This window comes from Acidovorax lacteus (assembly GCF_039540375.1).
In the GTDB taxonomy this organism is placed as follows: Bacteria; Pseudomonadota; Gammaproteobacteria; order Burkholderiales; family Burkholderiaceae_C; genus Acidovorax_G; species Acidovorax_G lacteus.
The window spans coordinates 113,120-136,398 of the sequence record NZ_BAABEX010000011.1; the positions used below are offsets into that span (position 1 = coordinate 113,120).

At 66.8% G+C, this 23,279-nt stretch carries 23 protein-coding genes; 19 read left to right on the forward strand and 4 right to left on the reverse strand.

The window, feature by feature from the left end; translation table 11 throughout:
• Positions 1-2: 2 nt before the first annotated feature.
• The 10 genes from ubiE (at position 3) to nudB (ending at position 9,912) form a co-directional block, all read left to right on the forward strand.
• A complete protein-coding gene (gene ubiE / locus ABD866_RS08925; RefSeq protein WP_345063504.1) occupies positions 3-734 on the forward strand; it encodes a bifunctional demethylmenaquinone methyltransferase/2-methoxy-6-polyprenyl-1,4-benzoquinol methylase UbiE in 732 nt (243 codons plus the stop codon).
• A 35-nt stretch (positions 735-769) separates the two neighbouring features.
• Positions 770-1,765 carry a Tim44 domain-containing protein gene (locus ABD866_RS08930; RefSeq protein ID WP_345063506.1) on the forward strand — a complete coding sequence of 332 codons (996 nt, stop codon included), beginning with the start codon at positions 770-772 and terminating at the stop codon, positions 1,763-1,765.
• Between the two features lie 43 nt (positions 1,766-1,808).
• Positions 1,809-2,387: a hypothetical protein gene (locus tag ABD866_RS08935; protein WP_345063509.1), complete on the forward strand. Its 579-nt coding sequence runs from the start codon at positions 1,809-1,811 to the stop codon at positions 2,385-2,387.
• Entirely contained in the window at positions 2,384-3,949 is a 1,566-nt protein-coding gene (gene ubiB, locus ABD866_RS08940; RefSeq protein WP_345063511.1) for a ubiquinone biosynthesis regulatory protein kinase UbiB, read from the forward strand. The genes ABD866_RS08935 and ubiB overlap by 4 nt, the downstream gene beginning before the upstream one ends.
• A 75-nt stretch (positions 3,950-4,024) precedes the next feature.
• A complete protein-coding gene (locus ABD866_RS08945) occupies positions 4,025-5,476 on the forward strand; it encodes a high affinity choline transporter 1 (protein WP_345063515.1) in 1,452 nt (483 codons plus the stop codon).
• A 78-nt stretch (positions 5,477-5,554) separates the two neighbouring features.
• On the forward strand, positions 5,555-5,839 hold the full coding sequence (locus ABD866_RS08950) for an FmdB family zinc ribbon protein (protein ID WP_345063518.1): 285 nt from the start codon (positions 5,555-5,557) through the stop codon (positions 5,837-5,839).
• Positions 5,840-5,875: 36 nt separating this feature from the next.
• Complete coding sequence (locus tag ABD866_RS08955; protein WP_345063522.1) at positions 5,876-6,499, forward strand: DUF502 domain-containing protein; 624 nt, start codon at positions 5,876-5,878, stop codon at positions 6,497-6,499.
• A 38-nt stretch (positions 6,500-6,537) separates the two neighbouring features.
• The gene (gene aspS, locus ABD866_RS08960; protein WP_345063524.1) at positions 6,538-8,346 is read left to right on the forward strand and encodes an aspartate--tRNA ligase; all 1,809 of its coding nucleotides are present in this window, start codon (positions 6,538-6,540) and stop codon (positions 8,344-8,346) included.
• 214 nt (positions 8,347-8,560) lie between these two features.
• Positions 8,561-9,412 (forward strand): CsgG/HfaB family protein, encoded by an 852-nt coding sequence (locus ABD866_RS08965; protein ID WP_425549565.1) that lies wholly within the window; start codon positions 8,561-8,563, stop codon positions 9,410-9,412.
• Positions 9,413-9,417: 5 nt separating this feature from the next.
• Positions 9,418-9,912: a dihydroneopterin triphosphate diphosphatase gene (gene nudB, locus ABD866_RS08970; protein WP_345063527.1), complete on the forward strand. Its 495-nt coding sequence runs from the start codon at positions 9,418-9,420 to the stop codon at positions 9,910-9,912.
• 48 nt (positions 9,913-9,960) lie between these two features.
• On the opposite strand, the gene ABD866_RS08975 is transcribed toward nudB, so the two are convergent.
• On the reverse strand, positions 9,961-11,760 hold the full coding sequence (locus ABD866_RS08975) for a tetratricopeptide repeat protein (RefSeq protein WP_345063531.1): 1,800 nt from the start codon (positions 11,758-11,760) through the stop codon (positions 9,961-9,963).
• Positions 11,761-11,952: 192 nt separating this feature from the next.
• Between ABD866_RS08975 and ABD866_RS08980 the strand changes: the two genes are divergently transcribed.
• From ABD866_RS08980 to ABD866_RS09020, 9 genes are all read left to right on the forward strand, one after another.
• Positions 11,953-12,690 carry an endonuclease/exonuclease/phosphatase family protein gene (locus ABD866_RS08980; protein WP_345063534.1) on the forward strand — a complete coding sequence of 246 codons (738 nt, stop codon included), beginning with the start codon at positions 11,953-11,955 and terminating at the stop codon, positions 12,688-12,690.
• 134 nt (positions 12,691-12,824) lie between these two features.
• On the forward strand, positions 12,825-14,063 hold the full coding sequence (gene clsB, locus ABD866_RS08985) for a cardiolipin synthase ClsB (protein WP_345063537.1): 1,239 nt from the start codon (positions 12,825-12,827) through the stop codon (positions 14,061-14,063).
• A 124-nt stretch (positions 14,064-14,187) separates the two neighbouring features.
• Positions 14,188-14,913, forward strand: coding sequence for a GTP cyclohydrolase I (folE, locus tag ABD866_RS08990; protein ID WP_345063540.1), 726 nt, complete (start codon positions 14,188-14,190; stop codon positions 14,911-14,913).
• A gap of 2 nt (positions 14,914-14,915) precedes the next feature.
• Positions 14,916-15,338 (forward strand): BLUF domain-containing protein, encoded by a 423-nt coding sequence (locus ABD866_RS08995; RefSeq protein ID WP_345063543.1) that lies wholly within the window; start codon positions 14,916-14,918, stop codon positions 15,336-15,338.
• A 197-nt stretch (positions 15,339-15,535) separates the two neighbouring features.
• Positions 15,536-16,417: an EamA family transporter gene (locus tag ABD866_RS09000; RefSeq protein ID WP_345063547.1), complete on the forward strand. Its 882-nt coding sequence runs from the start codon at positions 15,536-15,538 to the stop codon at positions 16,415-16,417.
• Positions 16,418-16,434: 17 nt separating this feature from the next.
• Complete coding sequence (locus ABD866_RS09005; RefSeq protein ID WP_345063550.1) at positions 16,435-17,280, forward strand: DUF429 domain-containing protein; 846 nt, start codon at positions 16,435-16,437, stop codon at positions 17,278-17,280.
• 109 nt (positions 17,281-17,389) lie between these two features.
• On the forward strand, positions 17,390-18,367 hold the full coding sequence (locus ABD866_RS09010; protein WP_345063553.1) for an alpha/beta hydrolase: 978 nt from the start codon (positions 17,390-17,392) through the stop codon (positions 18,365-18,367).
• An 88-nt stretch (positions 18,368-18,455) separates the two neighbouring features.
• The gene (locus ABD866_RS09015; RefSeq protein ID WP_425549566.1) at positions 18,456-18,689 is read left to right on the forward strand and encodes a hypothetical protein; all 234 of its coding nucleotides are present in this window, start codon (positions 18,456-18,458) and stop codon (positions 18,687-18,689) included.
• A 163-nt stretch (positions 18,690-18,852) separates the two neighbouring features.
• Positions 18,853-19,557, forward strand: coding sequence for a histidine phosphatase family protein (locus ABD866_RS09020; RefSeq protein WP_345063556.1), 705 nt, complete (start codon positions 18,853-18,855; stop codon positions 19,555-19,557).
• Here ABD866_RS09020 and ABD866_RS09025 read toward each other — a convergent pair.
• From ABD866_RS09025 to ABD866_RS09035, 3 genes are read right to left on the reverse strand one after another with little or no spacing between them, the layout of a single operon-like run.
• Positions 19,500-20,861, reverse strand: coding sequence for a tetratricopeptide repeat protein (locus ABD866_RS09025; protein ID WP_345063559.1), 1,362 nt, complete (start codon positions 20,859-20,861; stop codon positions 19,500-19,502). The two genes, ABD866_RS09020 and ABD866_RS09025, sit on opposite strands and share 58 nt — an antisense overlap.
• 30 nt (positions 20,862-20,891) lie before the next feature.
• A complete protein-coding gene (locus ABD866_RS09030) occupies positions 20,892-21,503 on the reverse strand; it encodes a hypothetical protein (RefSeq protein WP_345063561.1) in 612 nt (203 codons plus the stop codon).
• A gap of 4 nt (positions 21,504-21,507) precedes the next feature.
• Positions 21,508-22,923, reverse strand: a complete 1,416-nt coding sequence (locus tag ABD866_RS09035; RefSeq protein WP_345063563.1) for an amidase — start codon at positions 22,921-22,923, stop codon at positions 21,508-21,510.
• Positions 22,924-23,279 lie beyond the last annotated feature (356 nt).

Consider the following 23,279-nt stretch of genomic DNA (forward strand, 5'->3'; position numbering starts at 1 on the left):
CTATGAGCACCACCCACTTTGGTTTCCAGTCGGTCGACGAGCGCGAAAAGGCTCAGCGCGTTCGCGGCGTATTCGACTCGGTGGCCTCCAAGTACGACGTGATGAACGATCTCATGTCGGGCGGGCTGCACCGCGCCTGGAAGGCCTACACCGTGATGGTGGCCAACCTGCGCGAGGGCCAGCAGGTGCTGGACATTGCCGGAGGCACCGGAGACTTGTCGCTGGCTTTTGCCCGCAAGGTGGGGCCTACGGGCCGGGTGGTGCACACCGACATCAACGAAGCCATGCTGCGTACGGGGCGTGACCGACTGATCGACGCAGGCGTGGTGCTGCCCACGCTGGTGTGCGACGCCGAGGCGCTGCCCTTTCCCGACGCGCACTTCGACCTGGTGAGCGTGGCGTTTGGCCTGCGCAACATGACGCACAAGGACCGAGCCCTCGCCGAGATGTGCCGCGTGCTCAAACCCGGCGGCAAGCTGCTGGTGCTGGAGTTTTCCAAGGTGGCCCGCCCGTTGGAGAAGGTGTACGACTGGTATTCCTTCAACGTGCTGCCGCGCCTGGGGCAACTGGTGGCGGGAGATGCGTCGAGCTATCGCTACCTGGCCGAATCCATCCGCATGCACCCGGACCAGGAATCGCTCAAATCCCTCATGCAGCAAAGTGGTTTCGGGCATGTGGACTATCACAACATGACTGGCGGAGTGGTCGCCTTGCATGTTGGAATCAAGTGCTGAAGCCGTTTGTTAGGTTTTCAACTGGAGACGTGGACATGATGAAACTGTGGTCTGTGGTGCTGGTGGCGATGTTGGCCGTAGCCCATCCCGACGCCGACGCCCGCCGCATGGGCAGCGGCAAATCTGTTGGGCAGCAATCGAGCAATGTGACGCAGCGGGACGCTGCGCCCACGGCACCCGCTGCACCGGCACAAAACGCCGCTGCGGCCAAGCCTGCGACGCCTGCGGCAGCAGCCCCTGCCGCGGCAGCCCAGCCCAAGAAGCCCTGGGGCGCCATGCTCGGCGGTCTGGCGGCTGGCCTGGGCCTCGCGTGGCTTGCCCATTCGCTGGGTTTTGGCGAAGGCTTTGCCCAGTTCCTCATGATCCTGCTGTTCGCCGTGCTGGCCTTTGCGCTGTTCAAGCTGTTCATGCGCAGCCGACAGTCTGCGCACACCTCCGCCCAAAGCCCGCTGGCCTTCCAGGGTGCCGGGTCGGCTTCCTCGGCACAGGTTCCGCCGCAGTACAGCCCCAACAACGTGGGCAACGATGCGTCGGCCCGCCCGTGGGAGCGCAGCAGCATGGCGTTTGACACATCCCGTGGTGCGCAGGCAGCCAGTTCGGGTGTGGTGATTGGTTCGGCTCTGGGTGGTTCGCAAAACTGGGGCATTCCGGCCGATTTCGACGTGCAAGGCTTTGTCGAGGCCGCCAAGCGCAATTTCGTGACGCTGCAGGCGGCATGGGACCGCTCTGACATCAGCACGCTGCGCTCGATGATGACGGACACCATGGTTCAGGAGATCCGCACGCAACTGGCTGAGCGCGAGGCCCAGCGCGGCGCGCAGCCCAACCAGACCGATGTGGTCATGCTCGAGGCGCAGCTGCTGGGCATTGAAGACCTGGGCGACGGTTACATGGCCAGCGTGGAGTTCTCCGGCATGATCCGCGAGGAACCCTCGGCAGGTCCGAGCCCCTTCCGCGAAGTGTGGAACATGACCAAGCCCAAGTCGGGCACCAGCGGCTGGCTGGTGGCCGGTGTGCAGGCGCTGCAGTGACGACCCCGTAGGGGCTTGTCGCTTCGGGGAATAATCGGGGACTATGGCAACACAGTCCCCTTTTTCTTTTCTGGACAGCCTCGCCGACCGGCTGGCTGCAGGCCCTCAGCCGCCGCAGTGGGTGGTACAGGAGGTCCAGCAGCGCGTCGTGCTGCTCCTCAACCATGTGCTGATGCAGGAGCCAGAGGCCATGGCCCGCTTGGCGCGTCAGAGGGGGCGGGTAGTCAGTGCCCAGTGGCGCCACTTTTCCCTGGCCTTGTTGATCACCCCCGCGGGCTTGTTCAACCGGGCCGCAGAGGGGGCAGCGCCCGACCTCCGGCTGGAGATTGCCGAGAACTCGCCATTGGCCCTGCTGGAGGCCGTCGTGCGGGGCGACAAGCCCCCGGTGCGCATTGAAGGCGACGTACAGTTGGCAGCCGAGATCAATTGGCTGGCCGACCATGTGCGCTGGGACCTGGAGGAAGATCTCGCCCGCCTCATCGGTGACGCGCCTGCCCATGGGGTGGCCCAAGCGGTGCGCCGCGCGGCGCAAGCCTTGCGGCAGTTCGTAGGGGCACGCATGCCTACCGCAGGCAGCGGTGCCATGCCCACGGTAGTCCCGGGCGACCGGACCGCACCATGAAGCAATTCGTCCGGGGTGCCACCATCGTCTGGGTGGTGTTCCGCTACGGGCTCGACAGCCTGGTGCTCGACAGCTTTCAGCACCCCTGGCTGCGCTGGCTGGCCCGTATGGCGCGCATGGGGCGCAAGCTGGACGCTCCCCGCGGTCAGCGCCTGCGTGAGGCGCTGGAACTGCTAGGGCCGATCTTTGTGAAGTTCGGCCAGGTGCTGTCGACGCGGCGCGACCTCATGCCGTCCGACATTGCGGAAGAGTTGACGCTGCTTCAGGACCGGGTGCCGCCGTTTCCGGCGGAGGTGGCGATTGCGACCATCGAGCGTGCCTTCCGTCGCCCAGTGGACGAAGTGTTCGTGGCGTTTGACCGCACGCCGGTCGCCAGTGCCTCGATTGCGCAGGTCCACTTTGCCGTGATCCGCGACCGCAGCGGCGTCGAGCGTGAAGTGGCTGTGAAGGTGCTGCGCCCCGGCATGCTGCCGGTGATCGAGAAAGACCTGGCGCTCATGCGCATGATGGCCGGCTGGCTGGAGCGTCTGTCGGCCGACGGCAAGCGCCTCAAACCGCGCGAAGTGGTGGCGGAGTTCGACAACTACCTGCACGACGAACTCGATCTGGTACGCGAAGCGTCCAACGCCGCGCAACTGCGCCGCAACATGCAGGGCCTGGACTTGGTGCTGATTCCAGAAGTGTTCTGGGATTTCTGCCACGCCGAGGTCATGGTGATGGAGCGCATGACGGGCGTGCCCATCAGCCAGATCGAGCGGCTGCGCGACGCCGGGGTGGACATTCCCCAACTCGCCCGCGATGGTGTGACCATCTTCTTCACCCAGGTGTTCCGAGACGGCTTCTTCCACGCCGATATGCATCCGGGCAACATCCAGGTGAGCCTTGCGCCAGAGACCTTCGGTCGCTACATCTCGCTCGACTTCGGCATCGTGGGTACGCTGACCGAGTTCGACAAGGAATACCTTGCGCAGAACTTCACGGCCTTTTTCCGGCGGGACTACAAACGCGTGGCGGAGCTGCACATCGAGAGTGGCTGGGTGCCCCCGGATACCCGGGTCAACGATCTGGAGTCGGCTATTCGTGCAGTGTGTGAGCCTTATTTCGATCGGCCTCTCAAGGAGATCTCACTGGGCATGGTGCTGATGCGTCTGTTCCAGACCTCGCGCCGGTTTCATGTCGAGATACAGCCGCAGCTCGTGCTGCTGCAAAAGACCTTGCTCAACATCGAGGGTCTTGGCCGCGAGCTGGACCCTGACCTGGACCTGTGGAGCACCGCCAAGCCCTTTCTTGAAAAGTGGATGCTTGAACAGATGGGCCCGCAGCGCTTGATGCGTGAACTCCGGGCGGAAGCCCCGCGATACGCCAAGCTGATTCCCGAACTCCCCCGTATGGTGCATGACGCCTTGCGTCGCCCTCCCGCGGTGCAGACCCAGTTGCTGGCTGAGCTGCTAGAGGCCCAAAAACGCACCAACCGATTGTTGCAAGCCATTGTGTACGGTGGGTTGGGGTTCGTGTTGGGCCTGCTGGTCATGCAATTGCTAATACGGGTACGCCTTTATTGACGTCTGGTTGCCCGGCACGCCGATAATGCCGGGCGTTTTTCCTCAACCCCTCCCCAGGAGTATCGGAGCGGTCCCATGCTGATCTCGTTCATCGTTCTCTATTTGCTGGTGTCCATCGGTATCGGGCTTTATGCCGCGACCAGGGTTCACAACACGGCCGACTATGCAGTCGCCGGGCGCAGTTTGCCCTTGGCTGTGGTGATCGCGACCACCTTCGCGACGTGGTTCGGTTCTGAAACTGTGCTGGGGGTCTCTGCCAAATTCGTAAGCGGTAATCTGGGCGCCGTGGTCGAAGACCCGTTCGGTGCCTCCATGTGCCTGGTGCTCGTGGGGCTGTTCTTCGCCTACAAGCTTTATCAGAAGAACCTGATCACCATCGGGGATTACTACCGCCAGCGTTTCGGCAAGACGGTGGAGATGCTGTGCTCCGTCATCATCATGTTCAGCTATCTGGGCTGGGTGGCGGCGCAGATCACGGCCCTGGGGCTGGTGTTCAACCTGCTGACCGATGGCGCGGTGTCTCTCACCATGGGCATGGTGATCGGGACCGCTGTCGTGCTGATCTACACACTGTACGGCGGCATGTGGTCGGTGGCCATGACCGACTTCGTGCAGATGATCGTGATCGTGCTCGGCCTTTCGGCGATCGCCTGGTTCGCGGCCGATCTGGCTGGTGGTGCGGGTCGCGTCATTGACTATGCCGTGACCGAGGGCAAGTTCCAGTTCTTCCCCACGGGCGATGGCAAGGAATGGCTCTTCTTCTTTGCTGCGGCCATCACCATGATGCTCGGCTCCATTCCGCAACAGGACGTCTTCCAGCGCGTGATGTCGTCCAACAGCGCCTCGACGGCGCGCAAGGGGCCGATCATTGGTGGCATCTGCTACCTGCTGTTTGCCTTCATCCCCATGTTCATCGTGGCGGCGGCCGTGCTGGTGATGCCCGATGTCACCAAGGGGCTGCTGGCCGACGATCCGCAAAAGGTTTTGCCGACGCTGGTGATGCAGCACATGCCCGTGGCCTTGCAGGTGGCGTTCTTTGGTGCCTTGCTGTCGGCCATCATGTCCACCGCATCGGCCACGCTGCTGGCGCCTTCGACCACTTTTGTCGAGAACATCTTGCGCAACCTGCGCCCTGGCATGTCGGACGCCCAGACCCTGAAGGCCATGCGCATCTCGGTGCTGGTGTTCACGGGCTGCGTGCTGGCCTACGCGATCACCATGCAGGGCACCTCAATTTATGACATGGTGTCTGGTGCCTATCAGGTGCCGCTGGTGGGCGCATTCGTGCCCCTGGTGTTCGGTTTGTACTGGAAGCGTGCCACCACGCAAGGCGCTTTGCTGGCCATCGTCATGGGCATCGGCGTGTGGCTGCTGTTTATGGCCAGCCCCATGTTGTCCGAGGCGTTCCCCCAGCAACTGGCGGGCGTGCTGGCGGCGCTGGTGGGCATGGTAGCGGGCTCGCTTGCGCCGCAGTGGCTGCCTGATCACAAGGGTCATGTCACCCACTATCAGGGCAGCGCAGCCTGAGACTGCGGCGGGGCGCCTCTTGTGGGCGAGGCGCCCCGCCTATAATTGAGGGTTTTGCACTTTCACAACACTCTCGACATGCCAATTTATGCCTACAAATGCGGCGCCTGCGGCCATGCCAAGGATGTGCTGCAAAAAATCTCGGATCCAGCCCTGACGGTGTGCCCCGCCTGCGGTGCGGAGTCCTTCTCCAAGCAAGTGACCGCAGCTGGTTTCCAGCTCAAGGGATCGGGCTGGTATGTGACCGATTTCCGCGGTGGCAGCGGCAACACGGCAGCACCGGCCGCAGAGGCGAAATCGGAATCGTCCGCAGCCCCGGCCCCGGCTCCCGCACCTGCTCCTGCCCCGTCCACCACGGGCTGAGCTTCCCGCTGACGCCCCGACTCCCCGCTTTTTTCCATGTCTGCCCTGCGCAAGTGGCTCCTGACGGGCCTGCTGGTCATCGTTCCCGGTGTGATCACCGCCTGGGTGCTGCACTGGATCGTGACCACTCTCGACCAGACCCTGCAGATCCTGCCGAACGCCTGGCATCCGGATCGGCTGCTGGGCTTTCATGTGCCGGGTTTCGGCGTCCTGCTCACGCTGGCCATCCTGCTGATCGTCGGGGCGGTCGCCAGCAACTTCGCTGGGCGAAAGCTGGTGCAGTGGGGCGATGCGCTGGTGCACCGCATTCCAGTGGTCCGATCGATCTATTCGAGCGTGAAGCAGGTGTCGGACACGCTCTTTTCGGAGAGTGGCAACGCCTTCCGCACCGCGGTGCTGGTGCAGTGGCCGCGCGAAGGCGTGTGGACGATTGCCTTCATCACCGGATCGCCCGGTGGTGAGATCTCCAGTTACCTGCGCGACGAATTCGTCAGCGTGTACGTGCCCACCACGCCCAACCCCACCGGGGGCTATTTCGTGATGGTACGCAAGAGCGAATGCGTTGAGCTCGACATGAGCGTGGACACGGCGCTCAAGTACATCGTCTCCATGGGGGTGGTATCGCCAGCCGCTCCCGCCTCCCTTCCAAGCAACAAGTAACACTGCCAACGCGCCCGAGCGGCGCAGGATGATTTGCCATGGCCATGCGTTCCCACTATTGCGGTCTCGTGACCGAAGCCCTGATGGGCCAAACCGTGACCCTGTCGGGCTGGGTCAACCGCCGCCGCGACCACGGCGGGGTGATCTTTATCGACCTGCGCGACCGCGAAGGCTATGTGCAAGTGGTGTGCGACCCCGACCGCGCCGAGATGTTCAAGACGGCCGAGGATGTGCGCAACGAGTACTGCGTGCAGGTCAAGGGCGTCGTGCGTGCGCGTCCGGCAGGTACCACCAACGACAAGCTCAAGAGCGGGCAGATCGAGGTGCTGTGCCACGAGCTGAACGTGCTCAACCCGTCTGTCACGCCGCCGTTCCAGATGGACGATGACAACCTCTCGGAGACCACGCGCCTGACCCACCGCGTGATGGACCTGCGTCGCCCGCACATGCAGCGCAACATGATGCTGCGCTACAAGACGGCCATCCAGGTGCGCAACTTCCTGGACAAGGAAGGCTTCATCGACATCGAAACCCCCATGCTGGGCAAGAGCACGCCCGAAGGCGCGCGCGACTATCTGGTTCCCAGCCGCGTACACGATGGCCAGTTCTTCGCGCTGCCTCAGTCGCCCCAGCTCTACAAGCAGATGCTCATGGTGGCGGGCTACGACCGCTACTACCAGATCACCAAGTGCTTCCGCGATGAAGACCTGCGCGCGGACCGACAACCAGAGTTCACCCAGATCGACTGCGAAACCTCGTTCCTGAACGAGGAAGAGATCCGCGCGATCTTTCAGCGCATGATCACGGAGGTGTTCCAGACCCAACTGGGCGTCGATCTGGGCGAGTTCCCGATCATGAGCTACCAGGAGGCGGCGCACCGCTTCGGCTCCGACAAACCCGACCTGCGCGTGAAGCTCGAATTCACCGAGCTGACCGACGTGATGAAGGACGTGGAGTTCAAGGTGTTCTCCGGCGCGGCCAACATGAAGGGCGGCCGTGTGGTGGCGTTGCGCGTACCGGGCGGCTCCGCCGAGAACGGTGGAATCAGCCGCGGCGAGATTGATGCCTACACCGAGTTCGTGAAGATCTACGGTGCCAAGGGCCTGGCCTACATCCGCGTCAACGATCTGTCCAAGGGCCGTGATGGCCTGCAGTCGCCCATCGTCAAGAACATCCACGATGCTGCGCTGGCCGAGGTGCTCAAGCGATCCGGCGCACAGAACGGTGACCTGCTGTTCTTCGGTGCCGACAAGGAAAAGATCGTCAACGACGCCATTGGCGCGCTCCGCCTGAAGATTGGCCATAGCGAGTTTGGCAAGAGAACCGGTCTGTTTGAAGACCGCTGGGCACCCCTGTGGGTGGTGGACTTCCCGATGTTCGAGTACGACGAGGAAGAAGACCGCTGGACGGCTGTGCACCATCCGTTTACCAGCCCCAAGGACGGCCACGAGGAATTCATGGCGACAGACCCTGGCAAGTGCATTGCCAAGGCCTACGACATGGTGCTCAACGGGTGGGAGCTTGGCGGCGGTTCGGTACGTATCCACCGCGCCGACGTGCAAAAGAAGGTGTTTGACGCCCTCAAGATCACCCCCGAGGATGCCCAGGCAAAGTTCGGCTACCTGCTGGACGCCCTGCAGTACGGCGCGCCTCCGCATGGTGGTCTGGCCTTCGGCCTGGACCGTCTGATCACGCTGATGACGGGCGCCGAGTCGATTCGCGACGTGATCGCCTTCCCCAAGACCCAGCGCGCGCAGGATCTGCTCACCCAGGCCCCCTCGCCCGTGGACGAGAAGCAATTGCGCGAACTGCACATCCGTCTGCGCAACCCGCAGCCAGCGCAGTAAGCGCTGCTGCCCACCGCTGTGCCCAGGCGCAGCGGTCACGGTCGCTTCTCACAGGCCCTTGCTTGCAAGGGCCTGTTGCTTTTCGGGCCAGGGCAGGGCGCGAAGCCTCGGCCAAGTTCTAAGATCGCGCGCTGCAACCCCCGCCGGCCGTGCCGGACCTACCAGGAGCCAGACCATGCATCCGCACCGCAGCCCGTGGCCATGCAGCCGCCCCATGCCCCGTGGCAGACGTCTGGCAACCACGGGGCTGCTGGGGCTCGCCTTCGCGCTTGCGGGATGCGGGGACAAGGTGGGCGAGAAGGTCAGCGACATGGGCAAGACCGTGCTCGGAGAGGGCGGTTCGGTCGTCACCGGATCTGCCGGCCCGGCAGGTGCCCAGGGAGCTGCGCGCGAGCTGGTGCGTTGCGACGCCCCAGTGGCCACGGTGGCGCTGGCTGAAAACCCTTACGGCTATACGGTAGGTGCCAGTTACCAGTTGCCCGCGTCGCCCGTACCGCTGGTGCGCCTGCTGGCGCAGCAGAGCGGCTGTTTCCGTGTGGTGGATCGGGCGGCAGGCCTGCGCGGCACCGTGCAGGAACAGGAGTTGCGCGCCCAGGGCGTACTGCGTCAGGGCGGTACGGTGCATGGGGGGCGCGGCTACGAGGCGCAGTTCACCCTCACGCCCAGCCTGACCTTCAGTGAAACCGATGCAGGCCGCGGCCTTGCGGGTGTGGTGGGCATGATCCCCGTGCTGCGGGACATTGCAGGCCTCGTGGGCCTGGTCGAGCAGGTCAAGCTCAAGGAGGCGCAAACAGCCCTGCTGTTGACCGACAACGAAACCACCGAGCAGTTGGCCGCTGCCACCGGCGCTGCGCGGAGCACCGACCTGGGCGTTGGCGGGCTGGTGTTGGGGCGCCTGGGCGGAGGGGCTGGGGCCGGCTGGAGCAACACCAACGAAGGCAAGCTCATTGCCGCTGCGTTTCTGGATGCGCACAATGCCTTGGTGACCCAGGTGCGGCAGATGTCCGTGCGCACCATGCCGCCTGCCGCCGCAGGGACGCGGGCTGGCCCAGCGGCTGGCGGATAAAGGCCATGGTGCAACGCGTGGATACACCGGACAGCACAACAGCCCGGCCGTTCAAGATTCCAGAATCGGTGCTGGTGGTCATCCACACGCCGATGCTGGAGGTGCTGCTGATCCAGCGCACCGACGGTGCGGCGCACTGGCAGTCGGTGACGGGCAGCCGTGCCCATGCCGAAGAACCCCTGCGCGACACGGCGGTGCGCGAGGTCTGGGAGGAGACCGGCATCGACGCCCTCGCGCCGGCTTGCGTGCTCACGGATTGGCAGCTAGAGAACGTCTACGACATCTGGCCCGAGTGGCGCCACCGTTATGCGCCCGGGGTGACGCGCAACCGCGAGCGCGTGTTCGGACTGACTGTGCCCACCGCACACGCCGTACAGCTCAACCCCCGTGAGCATGTCGCGTGGCAATGGCTGCCCTGGCGGGCCGCCGCCGATCTGTGTTACTCGGCATCCAACGCCGAAGCCTGTCTATGGCTTCCAAGGTTTCTTCCGCCGCGCTGATCTGATGCCACAGTGCGGCCTGCGCGGTGGTGCATTGGGCGCGATGGTTCAGGTGCGGCTGAGGGGGCGAAGGCGCAATGCGTCGAGCGGGTCCAGCGGAGCGGCGGTGTCCGTATCGGGCGCGGTGGGAGTCGCCGTTTCGGCAGCGGAGCCCGTCTGGGCCGACGCAGAGGCTGCGCCAGCGCTGGAGCCCGCCGTCGCTGCCGAGGCGGCCGTGCGCACGCGAAGCGCCAGCCCACCGGGATGCCGGCCACTGTCTTGCCCGAGAATGGCGCGTGCTGGCGTAGTGCCGCAGCGCTGGCGCACCTGGTCCACCGCTTCGCCCAAGGCAGCGGCACTGGCAATCCGCGCCTCATTGCGCACCAGCAACTGGTGCGACAGGTCCGCGAGCTTGGCATTGAGGCTGCCCCGCGCAACGTCGATCAGCCCTCGCACGGCTCCTTCCGGGTCGCCACCCAGGCTTTGCGCCATGGCCTGTTCGGCGGTTTTGTTGATCGCAGGGAGGCAGCCGCGCACGAGGTCGGCGTACGGCTCGTAGATGTTGCAGGCGTTGGCCAGCAATTCCGTAAGGCCGCGCGTGTTCGCGTAGCGCATGCCGATTGCACGGACCCAGCTCTCGCCTTCCGACAGATCAATGGAGGTAGACGCGAGCACCGCCAGCAGGCTGCCCAGATTGCAGGCGGCTTCAAAGTCGAAGCTGGGCGCATGGATCTCGCGGGCCATGTCGCGCACCGCAGCCACGGCCTGCGAAAACTGGCGTTGCTGGATCAGCTGCAGGGTGCGCGCCACCGCTGCAAAGCGCACCACGCGCTGGCTGTCGGCATGGCGCTCCAGAATCCGGCCAAAGTCGGCAATGCAGCGCTCAATGCCTTTGCGGTCGTTCTCGGCAAAGTACGAGAAGGTCAGCAGCACCAGCGACTGGAAGTCGAACAGCTTGGAGTCGATGCCCAGGATCACCGCGCGCGCCAGGACCTTGGTGGCGGTTTCCCGGTCGCCCATGTAGTAGGACATCATGCCCAGCTTTTGCAACCGTACCACCGAGTCCGGGGTCAGCGAGCTGGCGAGGCGGTAAGTCTCGATGGCTTCCTTGAAATGCCCCAGCTCGACCTGCGCCCGCCCCAGCACGTCGTAGGCATCGGCAAAGTTCGGGTCTTCACCGATCAGGCCCTGCAGCGTGACGATGGCTTTGGCGGGCTGGCCGGCTTCCATCTGGGTGCGGGCAACGCCCAGTTTGGCCCAGGGCAGTGCGCGTGCGGCGATCACGGCTTCAAACAGCGTTCGCGCCTGTTCGTGGCGGCCCAAGCGCAGAAGCAGTTCGGTGCCGATGCGGGCCGCGTACAGCCAATAGGGGCGGCGGGATTCAAAGCGCTCGACGCACAGCTCGGCCGCCTTCTCGTAGTCTTCTTCCTCGATGGCATCGAAGATGGGCTTGAGATGCACCTTGCGCAGCCGTGCGATGCTCAGGCGCTCGAACAGCGCGCTGGGGGTGAAGGGCTTGAGCAGGTAGCCGTCGAGGGCCGACTCGGCCGCCTCGGCCACGGCGGCATACGAGGCCTCGGCCGTGACCATGAAGAACACGGTGGAAAAGGGCAGCAGCTGAGCGCGTCGAAGGTCGTCCAGCAGCGTCTGGCCGCTTGCGCCGCTTTCCTGGAAGTACTGCTCGCACAGCACGTAGTCGAAGACCGAGTGCTCCAGCCGGGCCCGCGCATCCTGCACGCGGCTGCACTGCATGACCTTGCCCACGCCGTACTCGCGCAACTGGGCGACCAGAATGCTGCGCGAGGTGGCGTTGCTGTCGACCACCAACGCCTGCATGTCGGCGGGTTCGCGGTTGGGAGCAGTGGCCATCAGGAATACAAAGCGCGAGGGCGCGCGCAGTCAGCGTCGATCTCCCTAGTGTAGAGCGGGTTTTGCCGGACGGCGATGCGGGTTCACCCCCGTGTTGTTCGGCGTCAAGCGTTTTTTGGCAGGGTGGAAGGGCGGGCGCCCGCAAGGACTTTCAACGCATCGGATGCGCCGCCTTGGCCGCACAATTCCACCATGGACAACGAGAACATCCTGCGGGTGGCCACCTACAACATCCACAAGGGCGTGCAAGGCATTGGCCCGGCCCGGCGGCTGGAGATCCACAACCTGGGTCTGGCGGTTGAGCAACTGGACGCCGACATCGTCTGCCTGCAGGAGGTGCGCAAGCTCCACCGGCGCGAGGAGCGCTTTTTTGCGTCCTGGCCCGAGTTGCCACAGGCCGACTTTCTGGCCCCCGAGGGGTATGAGGCGGTGTACCGCACCAATGCCGTGACCCGGCATGGCGAGCATGGCAATGCGCTGCTCACACGCTGGCCGGTGCTGGGCCACGGCCATGAGGACATCTCCGACCACCGCTTCGAGCAGCGCGGGCTGCTGCATGTGCAGGTGCAGGTGCATGGGCGGCCGGTGCATGTGATCGTCGTGCACCTGGGCCTGATCCCGGGCAGCCGGGTGCGCCAGGTGCAGCGCCTGCAGCAGTTCATCGAGCGCGAGGTGCCCGCGCACTGCCCGCTGGTGGTGGCGGGCGACTTCAACGACTGGGGTCAGCAGATCAAGCGCACGCTGGCGGGGTATGGGCTCCATGAATTCGACGAACCGCGCAGCTTCACCTACCCGGCGCGGCTGCCGCTGGCGCAGCTGGACCATGTGTACGCGCGAGGGCTCACGCCGTTGTCGCTGCACGTGCCGCGCGGCCGGGTGTGGTGGCGCATGTCGGATCATCTGCCGCTGATTGCGGACTTCCGCCTGTGACCGCCGGGTATCGCAGCGCTGTCATGCGGCCGCGCCACACTCGTACCGCTTCTCCCCCGACGTCGGTTGCCGCCGCAGAGGCGCCGTGGGGCGTCATCGAAGCGCCCGCCTTGCCCGAGCCTCGCCGCTGACCCATGTCTCCGCCGCCCGTGTTCCACGACGACCATGCCGTGCAGTTGCTGCAGGGCACGCGGGAGTTCTTTCCGGCGCTGGTGGCCGCCATGGACGCTGCGCGCTCGGACATCCAGTTCGAGACCTACATCTTCGATTGCACCGACGGCGGTGCCGACGTGGCCGAGGCCCTGATCCGTGCCGCAGCGCGGGGCGTGCGCACGCACCTGGTGGTGGATGGCGTGGGCACCGGCCCGCTGCCCACCGCCTGGGCCGCCCGCATGCTGGCCGCAGGCGTGCAGGTGCGGGTGTATTCGCGGCTGGGCCCGCTGGGCTTGCTCCTGCCGCACCGCTGGCGTCGGCTGCACCGCAAGCTGTGCGTGGTGGATGGGCGGCTGCTGTTCTGTGGCGGCATCAATGTGCTGGACGATTTTCACGACCCCAACCACGGCGCACTGGAAGCCCCACGCCTCGATTTTGCTGTGTGCATCACCGGCAGCCTGGTGCAGCAGGCAAGCGAGGCCATGGAGCAACTGTGGTGGCGCATGCAGACGGTACGCGACGTGGCCCGCCACCAGATTCCGCAGGCCCTGCGCTCGCTGCGTGCAGCCTGGCAACACCACCCCGCCGTACCCGATGCGGCCGTGGATGGCACGCTGCTGCCCGCACCCGGCGGCATGCGTGCCGCCCTGCTGCTGCGTGACAACGTACGCCATCGCACCCGCATCGAGCAGGCGTACCGCCGCGCCATCGGGGCCGCGCAGCACGAGGTCATCATTGCCAACGCCTACTTTCTGCCGGGCGGGCGGCTGCGCCGGGCGCTGGTGGCTGCGGCGCGGCGTGGTGTGCGCGTGCGGCTGCTGCTGCAGGGGCGCTACGAGTACTTCATGCAGTACCACGCGGCGCGGCCCGTGTATGGTGCGCTGCTGGCCGCAGGGGTCGAGATCTACGAGTACGCCCCGAGCTTTCTGCATGCCAAGGTGGCAGTGGTCGATGCGCTGGGAGAGCGGCCCTGGGCCACGGTAGGTTCGTCCAACCTCGACCCCCTGAGCCTGCTGCTGGCCCGCGAGGCCAACGTGGTGGTGGAAGACGCGGCCTTCGCTGCCGACCTGCGCCAGCGGCTGGAGCATGCGATGCAGCACGAGGGCCGCCGCATCGACCCCGCCAGCTACGCCCATCGCCCCTGGCGAGAGCGCCTGCTCGACCGTGTGGCCTTCGGGCTGATGCGGCTGGCGCTGTGGGTCACCGGCAAGCGCTACTGACAGCGCCCGCCACCGCCGGTCTGATTGCTATTAATTTGATAGCTGCTCGTGCTTGATTTTGAAGCACGAGCAGCCCAAAAACCTTGAAGTCTGCCGGACTCGATTCGCTGGTACCATGCCAGCCATGTCCAGCCCAACAGCAGCCGATATGACGCAACAACACCCGGACGAGGGCACGCCCGTCTCCGTCAAGATCCGCGAACGGCTCGTGGCGGCGCGCAAGCGTTTCCATGCCAACGACAACATCTCCGACTTCATCCAGCCCGGCGAGCTGGAGCGCCTGCTCGACGAGGTCGAGGACAAGATGAAGGCCGTGCTCGACAGCATGGTCATCGACACCAAGGGCGACCACAACACCAACGACACCGCGCGCCGCGTGGCCAAGATGTACCTGAGCGAGGTGTTCCGCGGCCGCTATGTGCCCCAGCCGCCGATCACCGAGTTTCCAAACGCCGAGCACCTCAACGAGCTGATGATCGTGGGCCCGCTGGCGGTGCGCAGCGCGTGCAGCCACCACCTGTGCCCGGTGATCGGCAAGATCTGGATCGGCGTGATGCCCAACGAGCACACCAACGTGATCGGCCTGTCGAAGTACGCGCGCCTGGTCGACTGGATCATGGGCCGCCCCCAGATCCAGGAAGAAGCCGTGGTGCAACTGGCCGACCTCATCATGGAAAAGACCCAGCCTGACGGCCTGGCCATCGTGATGGAAGCCAGCCACTTCTGCATGTCCTGGCGCGGTGTGCGCGACATGGACAGCAAGATGATCAACTCGGTGATGCGCGGCGTGTTTCTCAAAGACCCGGCGCTGCGCCGCGAATTCCTCTCCCTCATTCCCGGAAAGAACTGACCATGTTGGTACGTCTGCTCTATGCCAGCCGCGCGGTCGATCCCTCGCCCGCCGCCATCGAAGCCATCCTCACGCAATCACGCCAGCACAACCCGGGCAGCGGCATCACCGGCGTGCTGTGCTACGGCGGCGGTATCTTCCTGCAGGCCATTGAAGGCGGGCGCAGCGCCGTGAGCGAACTCTACGGCCACATCCAGCGCGACGCGCGCCATAAGGATGTGGTGCTGCTGCACTACGAAGAAATCTCTGAGCGCCGCTTCGGCGGTTGGACCATGGGCCAGGTCAACGTCTCCAAGATCAACCACTCGATCCTGCTCAAGTACTCGGAAAAGCCCGAACTCGATCCGTACGCCGTGTCGGGCAAGGTGTCGTTTGCGCTGCTCGAAGAGCTGATGGCCACCGCCTCCATCATCGGAAGGGCCTGAACAGTGGGGCGCTTGGCGACTGCGCGGCCCCATCTCGGGCCTGCGGTACCCGCCGCACCGGAGGGTGGCTGCGTTCCTCTGCCCAAGCCGAAGCCGCCCGCCACGCCCATCGCGCCCACTGTCTAGTGGCTGGTACTTGAGCCGCAGCGTACCCAAAGACGCTGCGGCTTTTTGCATTCCAGCCGCGTCGATTCCCCGTGACCCCCACCGCCTTCGCGCTCATCCTTTTGGCCGGCCTCATCCATGCGGGCTGGAACATCGCGGCCAAAAAGGCCGGGGGCGATGCGCGCTTTGCGTTCTTCACTTCGGTGCTCATGATGCTGTTCTGGGCGCCCTTGGGCTGGTGGCTGGGGCGCGACGCCGTGCCCCTGTGGGGTGCCGCCGAATGGACGCTGGTGGTGGCCAGCGGCCTGTTGCATGTGGTGTATTACGTCACGCTGCTGCGCGGCTACCGCGTGGCCGACCTGACGGTGGTGTACCCCTTGGCGCGCGGCACCGGGCCCTTGCTGACCTCGCTGGTGGCGGTGCTGCTGCTGGGCGAGCGCATCACGCTGGTGGGCGCGTTGGGCATCGCCGCAGTGGTGGGTGGAGTGTTCCTGATTGCGGGCGGCCCGGGCCTGCTGCGTGCCGCACAAGACCCCGCAGCCCGCGAGCGTGTGCACCGAGGCATTGGCTACGGGCTGGTCACCGGGGGCTTCATTGCCAGCTATACCGTGGTGGACGGCTATGGCGTGAAGGTGCTGCTCATGTCGCCCATCCTCATCGACTACATGGGCAACCTGGTGCGCGTGGCCGTGCTGGCCCCTACCGTGCTGCGCGACACCGCCACGGCGCGCAGCCTGTGGCAGCAGCAATGGCGCTTTGCGCTGCTGGTGGCCGTGGTGAGCCCGGTGGCCTATGTGCTGGTGCTGTACGCCATGCGCGAGGCGCCCATGTCGCTGGTGGCACCTGCGCGCGAGGTCTCCATGCTGTTTGCGGCGCTGCTGGGCGGTCATCTGCTGGGCGAGGGCGACCGGCTGGCCCGCCTGGCTGGCGCCGTGTGCATCGCCGCAGGCGTGACCGCATTGGCGCTCGGTTGATGCTTGGAGCGAACTGCATGGCCCAAGAAACGCCCTCGTCCCCGCCTTTGCTGCTGGGCTGCGACTTCAGCAGCAGCCCCAGCCGTCGCAAACCCATCCTGCATGCGCTGGGCCAATGGCAGGGCGGGCAGGTGCAGTTGCTGGGTTTTGAACGCTTTGAAACGCTGGATGCCTGGGCCGCCTGGCTGGCCCAGCCGGGTGACTGGGTGGGCGGATTCGATCTGCCCTTCGGCCTGCCGCGCGAGCTGGTGCACACGCTGGGCTGGCCGCTCGACTGGGCGGCCTGCATGGCGCACTATCGCAGCCTGTCGCGCGATGCCATCCGTGCGCAGTTCGCGGCGTTTTGTGATGCGCGGCCCGCGGGCGGCAAGTTTGCGCACCGCGCCACCGACGCGCCAGCGGGCTCCAGCCCGTCGATGAAATGGGTCAACCCGCCAGTGGCCTTCATGCTCCATGCGGGCGTGCCCCGCTTGCTGGATGCCGGGGTGCACCTGCCGGTGCTGCACACGGGCGATCCGCGCCGCGTGGCGCTGGAGGCCTACCCCGGCTTGCTTGCGCGCGAAGTGCTCGGGCGGCGCAGCTACAAGGCCGACGACCGCGCCCGCCAGACGCCCGACCGCCTGATCGCCCGCAAGGACCTGGTGAATGCGCTGGAGCTCGGTCAGACCCGGCTGGGCCTGCGGCTGCGCTTGCGCCATGCCCAGCGCGACGCGCTGGTGGACGACCCCATGGGCGATACTCTCGACGCGGTGCTGTGCCTGCTGCAGGCCGCCTGGGCCGCAGGGCAGCATGCGCAGGGCGACATCCGCTACGGCCTGCCTGCTGAGGTCGATCCGCTGGAAGGCTGGATCGTCACGGCCTGAACCCGGCTTGCACGTGGTTACGTCTGGAAACGCCGTGCGCGCAGTGGCGATACGTGGCATTCCCACAATCGCCGCACGCGGCCCGGTGGCTGCGGTGGACGGAGGGACGATGACGACTTGCAAGGTCTCCGAGGGGGCCCCCAACCGCAGCGCAGGCCTGCGCGACATGCTCTGGCGCAGCGGCACCGCTACGCTCGCGGCCGCGCTGCTGCTGGCCGCACCGCTGGCGCAGGGCCAGGACACGCTGCGCGAGCGCTGGATGGCCCGGCACGCCGAGCGCGCAGACCGGGCCTTGCCGGCGGGTGTGCAGGTGCTGCGCGACGTGGCCTACGGGCCGGGGGCTCGCCAGCGCTTTGACGTGTACCTGCCGCCGCCCGGCCGCAGCCCTGCAGGCGTGGTGCCCATCGTCTTCATGGTGCATGGCGGCGCCTGGCGCATGGGCGACAAAGCCCACGCCCCGGTGGTGGCCCACAAGGTCGCGCATTGGGTGGCGCAGCAGGGGCTGGTGCTGGTGTCCACCAACTACGGCCTGCTGCCGGGTACGCCGGTGGCAGAGCAGTTGCAGGACGTGGCGCGGGCGCTGGCCGCGGTGCAGCGCGAGGCGGCGCGCTGGGGCGGTGATCCGCAGCGCGTGGTGGCCATGGGCCACTCGGCCGGGGCGCACCTCGTTGCCTTGCTGGCCGCCCGCACCGATCTGGCCGCGGCCGCTGCGGCGCTGCCCGTGCTCGGCACCGTGGCGCTGGACAGCGCGGCCCTGGACGTGCCGCGCATCATGCAGGCGCCCCATATGCCCCTGTACGACGAGCCTTTCGGGGCCGATCCGGCGCAGTGGGAGGCCCTGTCGCCCTGGCACCAGTGGCGCCCCGGAGTCGCACCGCTGCTGGCTGTGTGCTCCAGCCCGCGCCGCGTGTCGTGTGAGCAGGCGCGGAGCCTGCAGGCCCGTGCCGCCACCCTGGGCACCCGGGTCGAGGTGCTGCCGCAGGCGCTGGACCATAGCGAGATCAACGCCCGCCTGGGCGAACCTGGTGCCTACACCCAGGCGGTGGATGCGTTCCTGCGCAGCCTGCCAGGCTGGCCGCAGCGCTAGTGCCCGGCCGCGTGCTACGCTGAGCAGGATGCTCAAGACCCCATATCCCCTCTGCCGTCGCTCGGTCAGCGGCCCCGGGTCGTCGCCTGTGCGCCCACGATTGGGCGGGGGGTGGTGGGCCGGTGGTGCGCTGGCTTGGCTGCTGATCGCCAGCGCGGCCGAAGCCGCGCCCGCCCCGTGGTTTTACTGGCGCAGCCTGGTGGACGGTGCGCGCGTCTGCGCCCAGACCTCACCCGGCCCCGGTTGGGAGCGCGACAGCGAGGCCTACGATGGCCCGGGCTGTCAGCCTCGTCGCCGGGTGCTGATCGTGCCCATGCGCTGAACAGCACGGATGGGCGGACAAGGCCTGCCTGCGCGCTCCGGTGGCCTTGCCCCGTGTGTGGGGGGGCGCCGTGCTGGCGCAGGTGCCCGCCCGCATAGCGGGCCGTTCCGCCTGTCGCCAGAGTGTTTGCCCGCGGGCCCGTGCTCGGCGATGATGCAGGGACATGACCGACCTGATCCTGATCCGCCATGGCGAAACCGACTGGAACCGAGAGCTGCGTTTCCAGGGCCATGTGGACGTACCCCTGAACGCCACCGGCATGGCGCAGGCCCAGCGCCTTGCAGAGCGCCTGGCTGCCGAACGCGTGGCGGTGGACCACCTGGTGTGCAGCGACCTGTTGCGCACACGCCAGACCGCCGCCCCTTCCCAGAAGGCCCTGTTGCCACAGCTGGCGCTGGAAACGCTGACCGACTCGGCGCTGCGCGAGCAGAGCTTTGGCATCGTCGATGGCTTGCGCGTGGACGACATCAAGCAGCAGCATGCCGACGCCTGGGCGCAGTGGCTGCGCTTCGATGCCGATGTGGGCATGCCCGGCGGCGAAACCACGCGCCAGTTCCATGCGCGGGTGATGGACGCCTTGCATCGCATTGCGGCCCGGCATGTGGGCCAGACGGTGCTGGTGGTCACCCATGGAGGGGTGCTCGACATGGTGTGGCGCACGGCCCAGGGTCTGGAGTTGTCCGGTCCGCGGGTGAGTGACATTCCCAACGCTGGCCTGAACCGGGTGCGCATGCAGGATGGGCAGTGGAGCGTGCTGCAGTGGGCCGATACGCGCCACCTGGCCGATCTGCCCGCGCAGCCGGTCTACGATCAGGTCAAACTGCTGGCGACCGAGGCCGACACCGAAGGCAGTCCGAGCGCTGCGTAAACCACGCCCGCCTGCCGGGCCAGCCGCCGGGACTGCGGCTGCGCATTGCACTGGGGCTGCAGGAGGTTTTGTGCGGCCGTCCATTGGCCGTTGCACTGCAGGGCGTGCAGAAAGATCTGCTCAAACAGGTCGCGCTGCGCGTGACTGCCCCCCACCTCGACCATGCGCGGCAGGGCCACGCCCAAGTGGCGCACGGCCGCGCCCCAGTCGCCTTGTGCATGGGCGAACAGGCCCTCGGCGGCGGGCAGGCAGACCTGTTGCCAGACCGTGCCGTCCCGCGCCGCATCGGCCCGCTCCGCATGGGCCGCCAGGCTGTCGCGCAGTGCGGCCGCTGCGGTCCAGTAGCCAGCACGCGCAAGGCCGTAGAGGTACTGCAGGTCCAGGAATGGCAGCACATGGTCCGGTTGGCGCGTCGCCAGGTGGCGCCCTATATCGGCCCAGCGGCCCCCCACGTCCACGCCCGCCAGCTCCAGCCGCGCGAGCAGCGACACCGCGTTGATCTGGTCCTGCGAGTAATCCTTGGCCACACCCCAGACCTGCGAGTCGTACAGCGCCAGCACCTCGGAATGCCGGTCCAGTTCGAGCAGAAACAGGGCCTGGTGCCACCAGTTGTGCGTGACCATGAACGAGTTGAGCCCGGTCCAGGTGTCGTTCACGCTTTCCAGAAACTGCAGGCCTTCCACCAGACGCCCCTGCGTCAGCATCACATGGGCCAGCGCGTGGTGGGCCCAGGGCTCCTTGCGGCGCAGGCGGATTGCATGCTGCGCCGCTGCCTCGGCCTCGGCCAGCAGATGGCACTGCTCCCAGGCAAAGGCCAGCATGCCGTGCAGGTAGGGCACTTCGGCGGCAGCATCGCGCGCCAGCAGGGCCATGCGCAGCATGCCGGGTGAATCGCCGCGGTTGAAACGGTGGTACTGGCCGAGCTTGACCGAGGCCAGGTCGCGCGGATGGAGGCGTGCCTGCTCCTCGTGCAGGGCTGCGGCGCGCAGGATGTCCCCGTCCACCCAGGCTGCCACGGCTGCGACCCAGCGTTGCTCGCGTTCGGTTGCGTGGGCGGCCCCGGCCAGCGCGCGCTCCATGTAGGGCCGAGCCTGCGCGGGGGCGTCGCCTGTTTCGGCAAACATGTGCAGTGCGGCGCAGCAGGCCTGCACCGTGGGCGACGGGTCGTCCGCGGCTTCCAGGACCCGCACCGCGCGCGCCTCGCTCGCGATGAAGCCTTCGACGAAATCGTTCACCCGGTCCACGCTGGCGGTGTCGTGGAGCGTGAGGGCGTTGCCCAGGCTGTCGGTGGTGGAGATCGGCATGGCGGGGCAGTGATGAAAGAGGCTGCGGCGCTACTGCGAGCGGGTGAGTGCCAGATAGGCCTCGCGCGTGGCGGGCGATACCGACGCCACCAGTTGCGGGTACGGCGTCTGGTGCCGCGCCAGCATGCGCGCGCTGGCCACCGTGCGGGACTTGCAGTACCAGTGGCACGTGTGCTGCAGCAGCAGCAGTTCGGCCGAGATGGTGTAGGCGCGGTCGCGGGTGCTCAGCCCGGCTGTGTTGGCCATCGCACGGGATACGCCTTCGGCGTGCACCGCCAGGGCACGTCGCATGTCAAAGGTGGCTGCGGGTGCCAGGCGGGTGGCATAGGGCAGGGCAAAGGGCCAGCGGCTCACACGGGCTTCGGGCTCGGGCGTCTGTGCGAAGTCTTTGGCCAGGCGGGTGAGCTGCTCGCTCAGCTGCACCTCGCTGGTGGTCAGCAGGCGCCAGATCTGCTGGCTGCGCTCTGCGTCCTTTTCTCCCATTGCGCGCAGGTAGCCTTCGGTCAGGCCTTCCATCAGGCGTTCGATCTGGTACGGGGCCAGGTACTGTGCCAGCCGCGCAATGCGCTGGCGCTGCTCGCGTGCGTTGAGCACCAGCACCGACGAGAAGCCGACCAGGAAGGTGAGAAGAAATGCGTCCATGCGCCTATTGTGCGGCTGCGGCCGACGGCGGCTCGGGCCAGGCGCGCATCGGGCCGCGCAGGTGTTCGAAAGCGCGGGACATCTGCAGCACGCCGAGGTCGTCGAACCGTGGCCCTGCAATCTGCAGTCCGATGGGCAGGCCGGCCCGGCTGAAGCCGCAGGGCACCGAGGCTGCGGGCTGCTCCGACATGTTGAATGGCACTGTGAAGGCAATGTGCTCCAGAGGGCGCAGCGGGTCGTTGGTGGGCGAAGGCCACTCGGCCTGGAAGGCCGTGATCGGTGCGACCGGCGAGATCACGTAGTCGAACGCGCTGCAGGCGCGCACGGTGGCAATGCGTGTGAGGTAGAACTGGTGGCTGGCCTGGAAGACCTCGGTGCCGCTCATGTTGGCGGCAGAGTCGGCCCAGGTGCGGATGTAGGGCAGGACCTTGTCGCGCTGGGCCGGTGGCAGGGCCTGCAGGTCCACATGGGAGCGCATGCGCCAGTAGTGGTCCATGCCGTCGAGCATCGTACGGGTGAGGAAGGGCTGCATGGGCTCGACCACGGCGCCGGCCTGCTCGAACAGGCGAGCGGCGTTCTCGACGGCATCCCGTACCTCGGCATCCACCGGCAGTCCGCAGCCCGCGTCCAGCAGCAGGCCGATGCGCACACCGCGCAGCCATTCGGTGCCGCGGTCGAAGGCGTGCCAGGCGATGTCCTGGGGCGGCAGGCTCATGGTGTCGCGCGCATCGGGCTGGCTCAGCACCTGCATCATCAGCGCGGCGTCCTGCACAGTGCGCGTCATCGGCCCGGCAGCGCGGCCCGTGTAGGGCGGATCGATCGGAATCCGCCCCAGGCTGGGCTTGAGGCTGAAGATGCCGCACCAGCTCGCGGGCAGGCGCAGCGAGCCGCCGATGTCGGTGCCTACATGGAAGGGCCCGTAGCCCGCGGCGGCCGCGGCACCGCCGCCGGCACTCGATCCGCCCGGACCTTTGCGCAGATCCCAAGGATTGCGCGACAGCGGGTGGAACGTGGACAGCCCGGACGACAGCATGCCGTAGTCGGGCATGGTGGTTTTGGCCCAGAGGAGGGCGCCGGCTTCGCGCATGCGCGCAGCCGGTGGGGCATCGGCTGCGGCGGGCGTGAGGGCCACGGCAGCGGTTCCGAGTGGGGTGGGATCGCCCTGCGTGGCGATATTGTCCTTGATGGTGACGGGCACGCCGTCCACCGGGCCCAGCGGTGCGCCTTGCTGCCAGCGGGCCTCGCTGGCGCGGGCCTGCGCCAGTGCGGCATCCGGCCGCAGCAGGTAGGTGGCCTGCAGGTGCGGCTCCCAGCGCTCTGCATGATCCAGCACCGACTGCATGACCTCCACGGGTGAGAGCTGGCGGCTGCGGTAGGCGGCCACGAGGTCCGGGGCGCTGAGGTCGTGCAAGGCGGTCATGGGCAAAGGCAATGATTACGAGCAAAAAGGGGCGCTCGTGCTTGCTAATCAAGCACGAGCAGCTATGAATTCAGGAGCAAATCGCTGCCACGCACGCCAGTAACCCCGGCCGCTGTGCGCGACCCTGGATTGCCTGCAACTGGCACGGCCCAGGCAAGGGCAACCGGGCCAGGACGGCCCCGCCGCGAGAGCAGGAGCTGAAGGCCGCAGGATTCAGCGAACCTGTGTCCCCTCGCCACGCGTGCCACGGGGCGCGGACCAGGCGAGTGCAGCCAAGCCAGGACCGCCCCGCCGCGATAGCTGCGTCCCCCTGCCCGCAGGGCGCAGTCCTGCGAGAGCGGGGGGATGCGCCGCAG

Coding starts and splice junctions, on each gene's coding strand:
- ubiE (WP_345063504.1), top strand. CDS start 3: ATGAGCACCACCCACTTTGGTTTCCAGTCGGTCGACGAGCGCGAAAAG.
- ABD866_RS08930 (WP_345063506.1), top strand. CDS start 770: ATGATGAAACTGTGGTCTGTGGTGCTGGTGGCGATGTTGGCCGTAGCC.
- ABD866_RS08935 (WP_345063509.1), top strand. CDS start 1,809: ATGGCAACACAGTCCCCTTTTTCTTTTCTGGACAGCCTCGCCGACCGG.
- ubiB (WP_345063511.1), top strand. CDS start 2,384: ATGAAGCAATTCGTCCGGGGTGCCACCATCGTCTGGGTGGTGTTCCGC.
- ABD866_RS08945 (WP_345063515.1), top strand. CDS start 4,025: ATGCTGATCTCGTTCATCGTTCTCTATTTGCTGGTGTCCATCGGTATC.
- ABD866_RS08950 (WP_345063518.1), top strand. CDS start 5,555: ATGCCAATTTATGCCTACAAATGCGGCGCCTGCGGCCATGCCAAGGAT.
- ABD866_RS08955 (WP_345063522.1), top strand. CDS start 5,876: ATGTCTGCCCTGCGCAAGTGGCTCCTGACGGGCCTGCTGGTCATCGTT.
- aspS (WP_345063524.1), top strand. CDS start 6,538: ATGGCCATGCGTTCCCACTATTGCGGTCTCGTGACCGAAGCCCTGATG.
- ABD866_RS08965 (WP_425549565.1), top strand. CDS start 8,561: ATGCCCCGTGGCAGACGTCTGGCAACCACGGGGCTGCTGGGGCTCGCC.
- nudB (WP_345063527.1), top strand. CDS start 9,418: ATGGTGCAACGCGTGGATACACCGGACAGCACAACAGCCCGGCCGTTC.
- ABD866_RS08975 (WP_345063531.1), bottom strand. CDS start 11,760: ATGGCCACTGCTCCCAACCGCGAACCCGCCGACATGCAGGCGTTGGTG.
- ABD866_RS08980 (WP_345063534.1), top strand. CDS start 11,953: ATGGACAACGAGAACATCCTGCGGGTGGCCACCTACAACATCCACAAG.
- clsB (WP_345063537.1), top strand. CDS start 12,825: ATGTCTCCGCCGCCCGTGTTCCACGACGACCATGCCGTGCAGTTGCTG.
- folE (WP_345063540.1), top strand. CDS start 14,188: ATGTCCAGCCCAACAGCAGCCGATATGACGCAACAACACCCGGACGAG.
- ABD866_RS08995 (WP_345063543.1), top strand. CDS start 14,916: ATGTTGGTACGTCTGCTCTATGCCAGCCGCGCGGTCGATCCCTCGCCC.
- ABD866_RS09005 (WP_345063550.1), top strand. CDS start 16,435: ATGGCCCAAGAAACGCCCTCGTCCCCGCCTTTGCTGCTGGGCTGCGAC.
- ABD866_RS09010 (WP_345063553.1), top strand. CDS start 17,390: ATGACGACTTGCAAGGTCTCCGAGGGGGCCCCCAACCGCAGCGCAGGC.
- ABD866_RS09020 (WP_345063556.1), top strand. CDS start 18,853: ATGACCGACCTGATCCTGATCCGCCATGGCGAAACCGACTGGAACCGA.
- ABD866_RS09025 (WP_345063559.1), bottom strand. CDS start 20,861: ATGCCGATCTCCACCACCGACAGCCTGGGCAACGCCCTCACGCTCCAC.
- ABD866_RS09030 (WP_345063561.1), bottom strand. CDS start 21,503: ATGGACGCATTTCTTCTCACCTTCCTGGTCGGCTTCTCGTCGGTGCTG.
- ABD866_RS09035 (WP_345063563.1), bottom strand. CDS start 22,923: ATGACCGCCTTGCACGACCTCAGCGCCCCGGACCTCGTGGCCGCCTAC.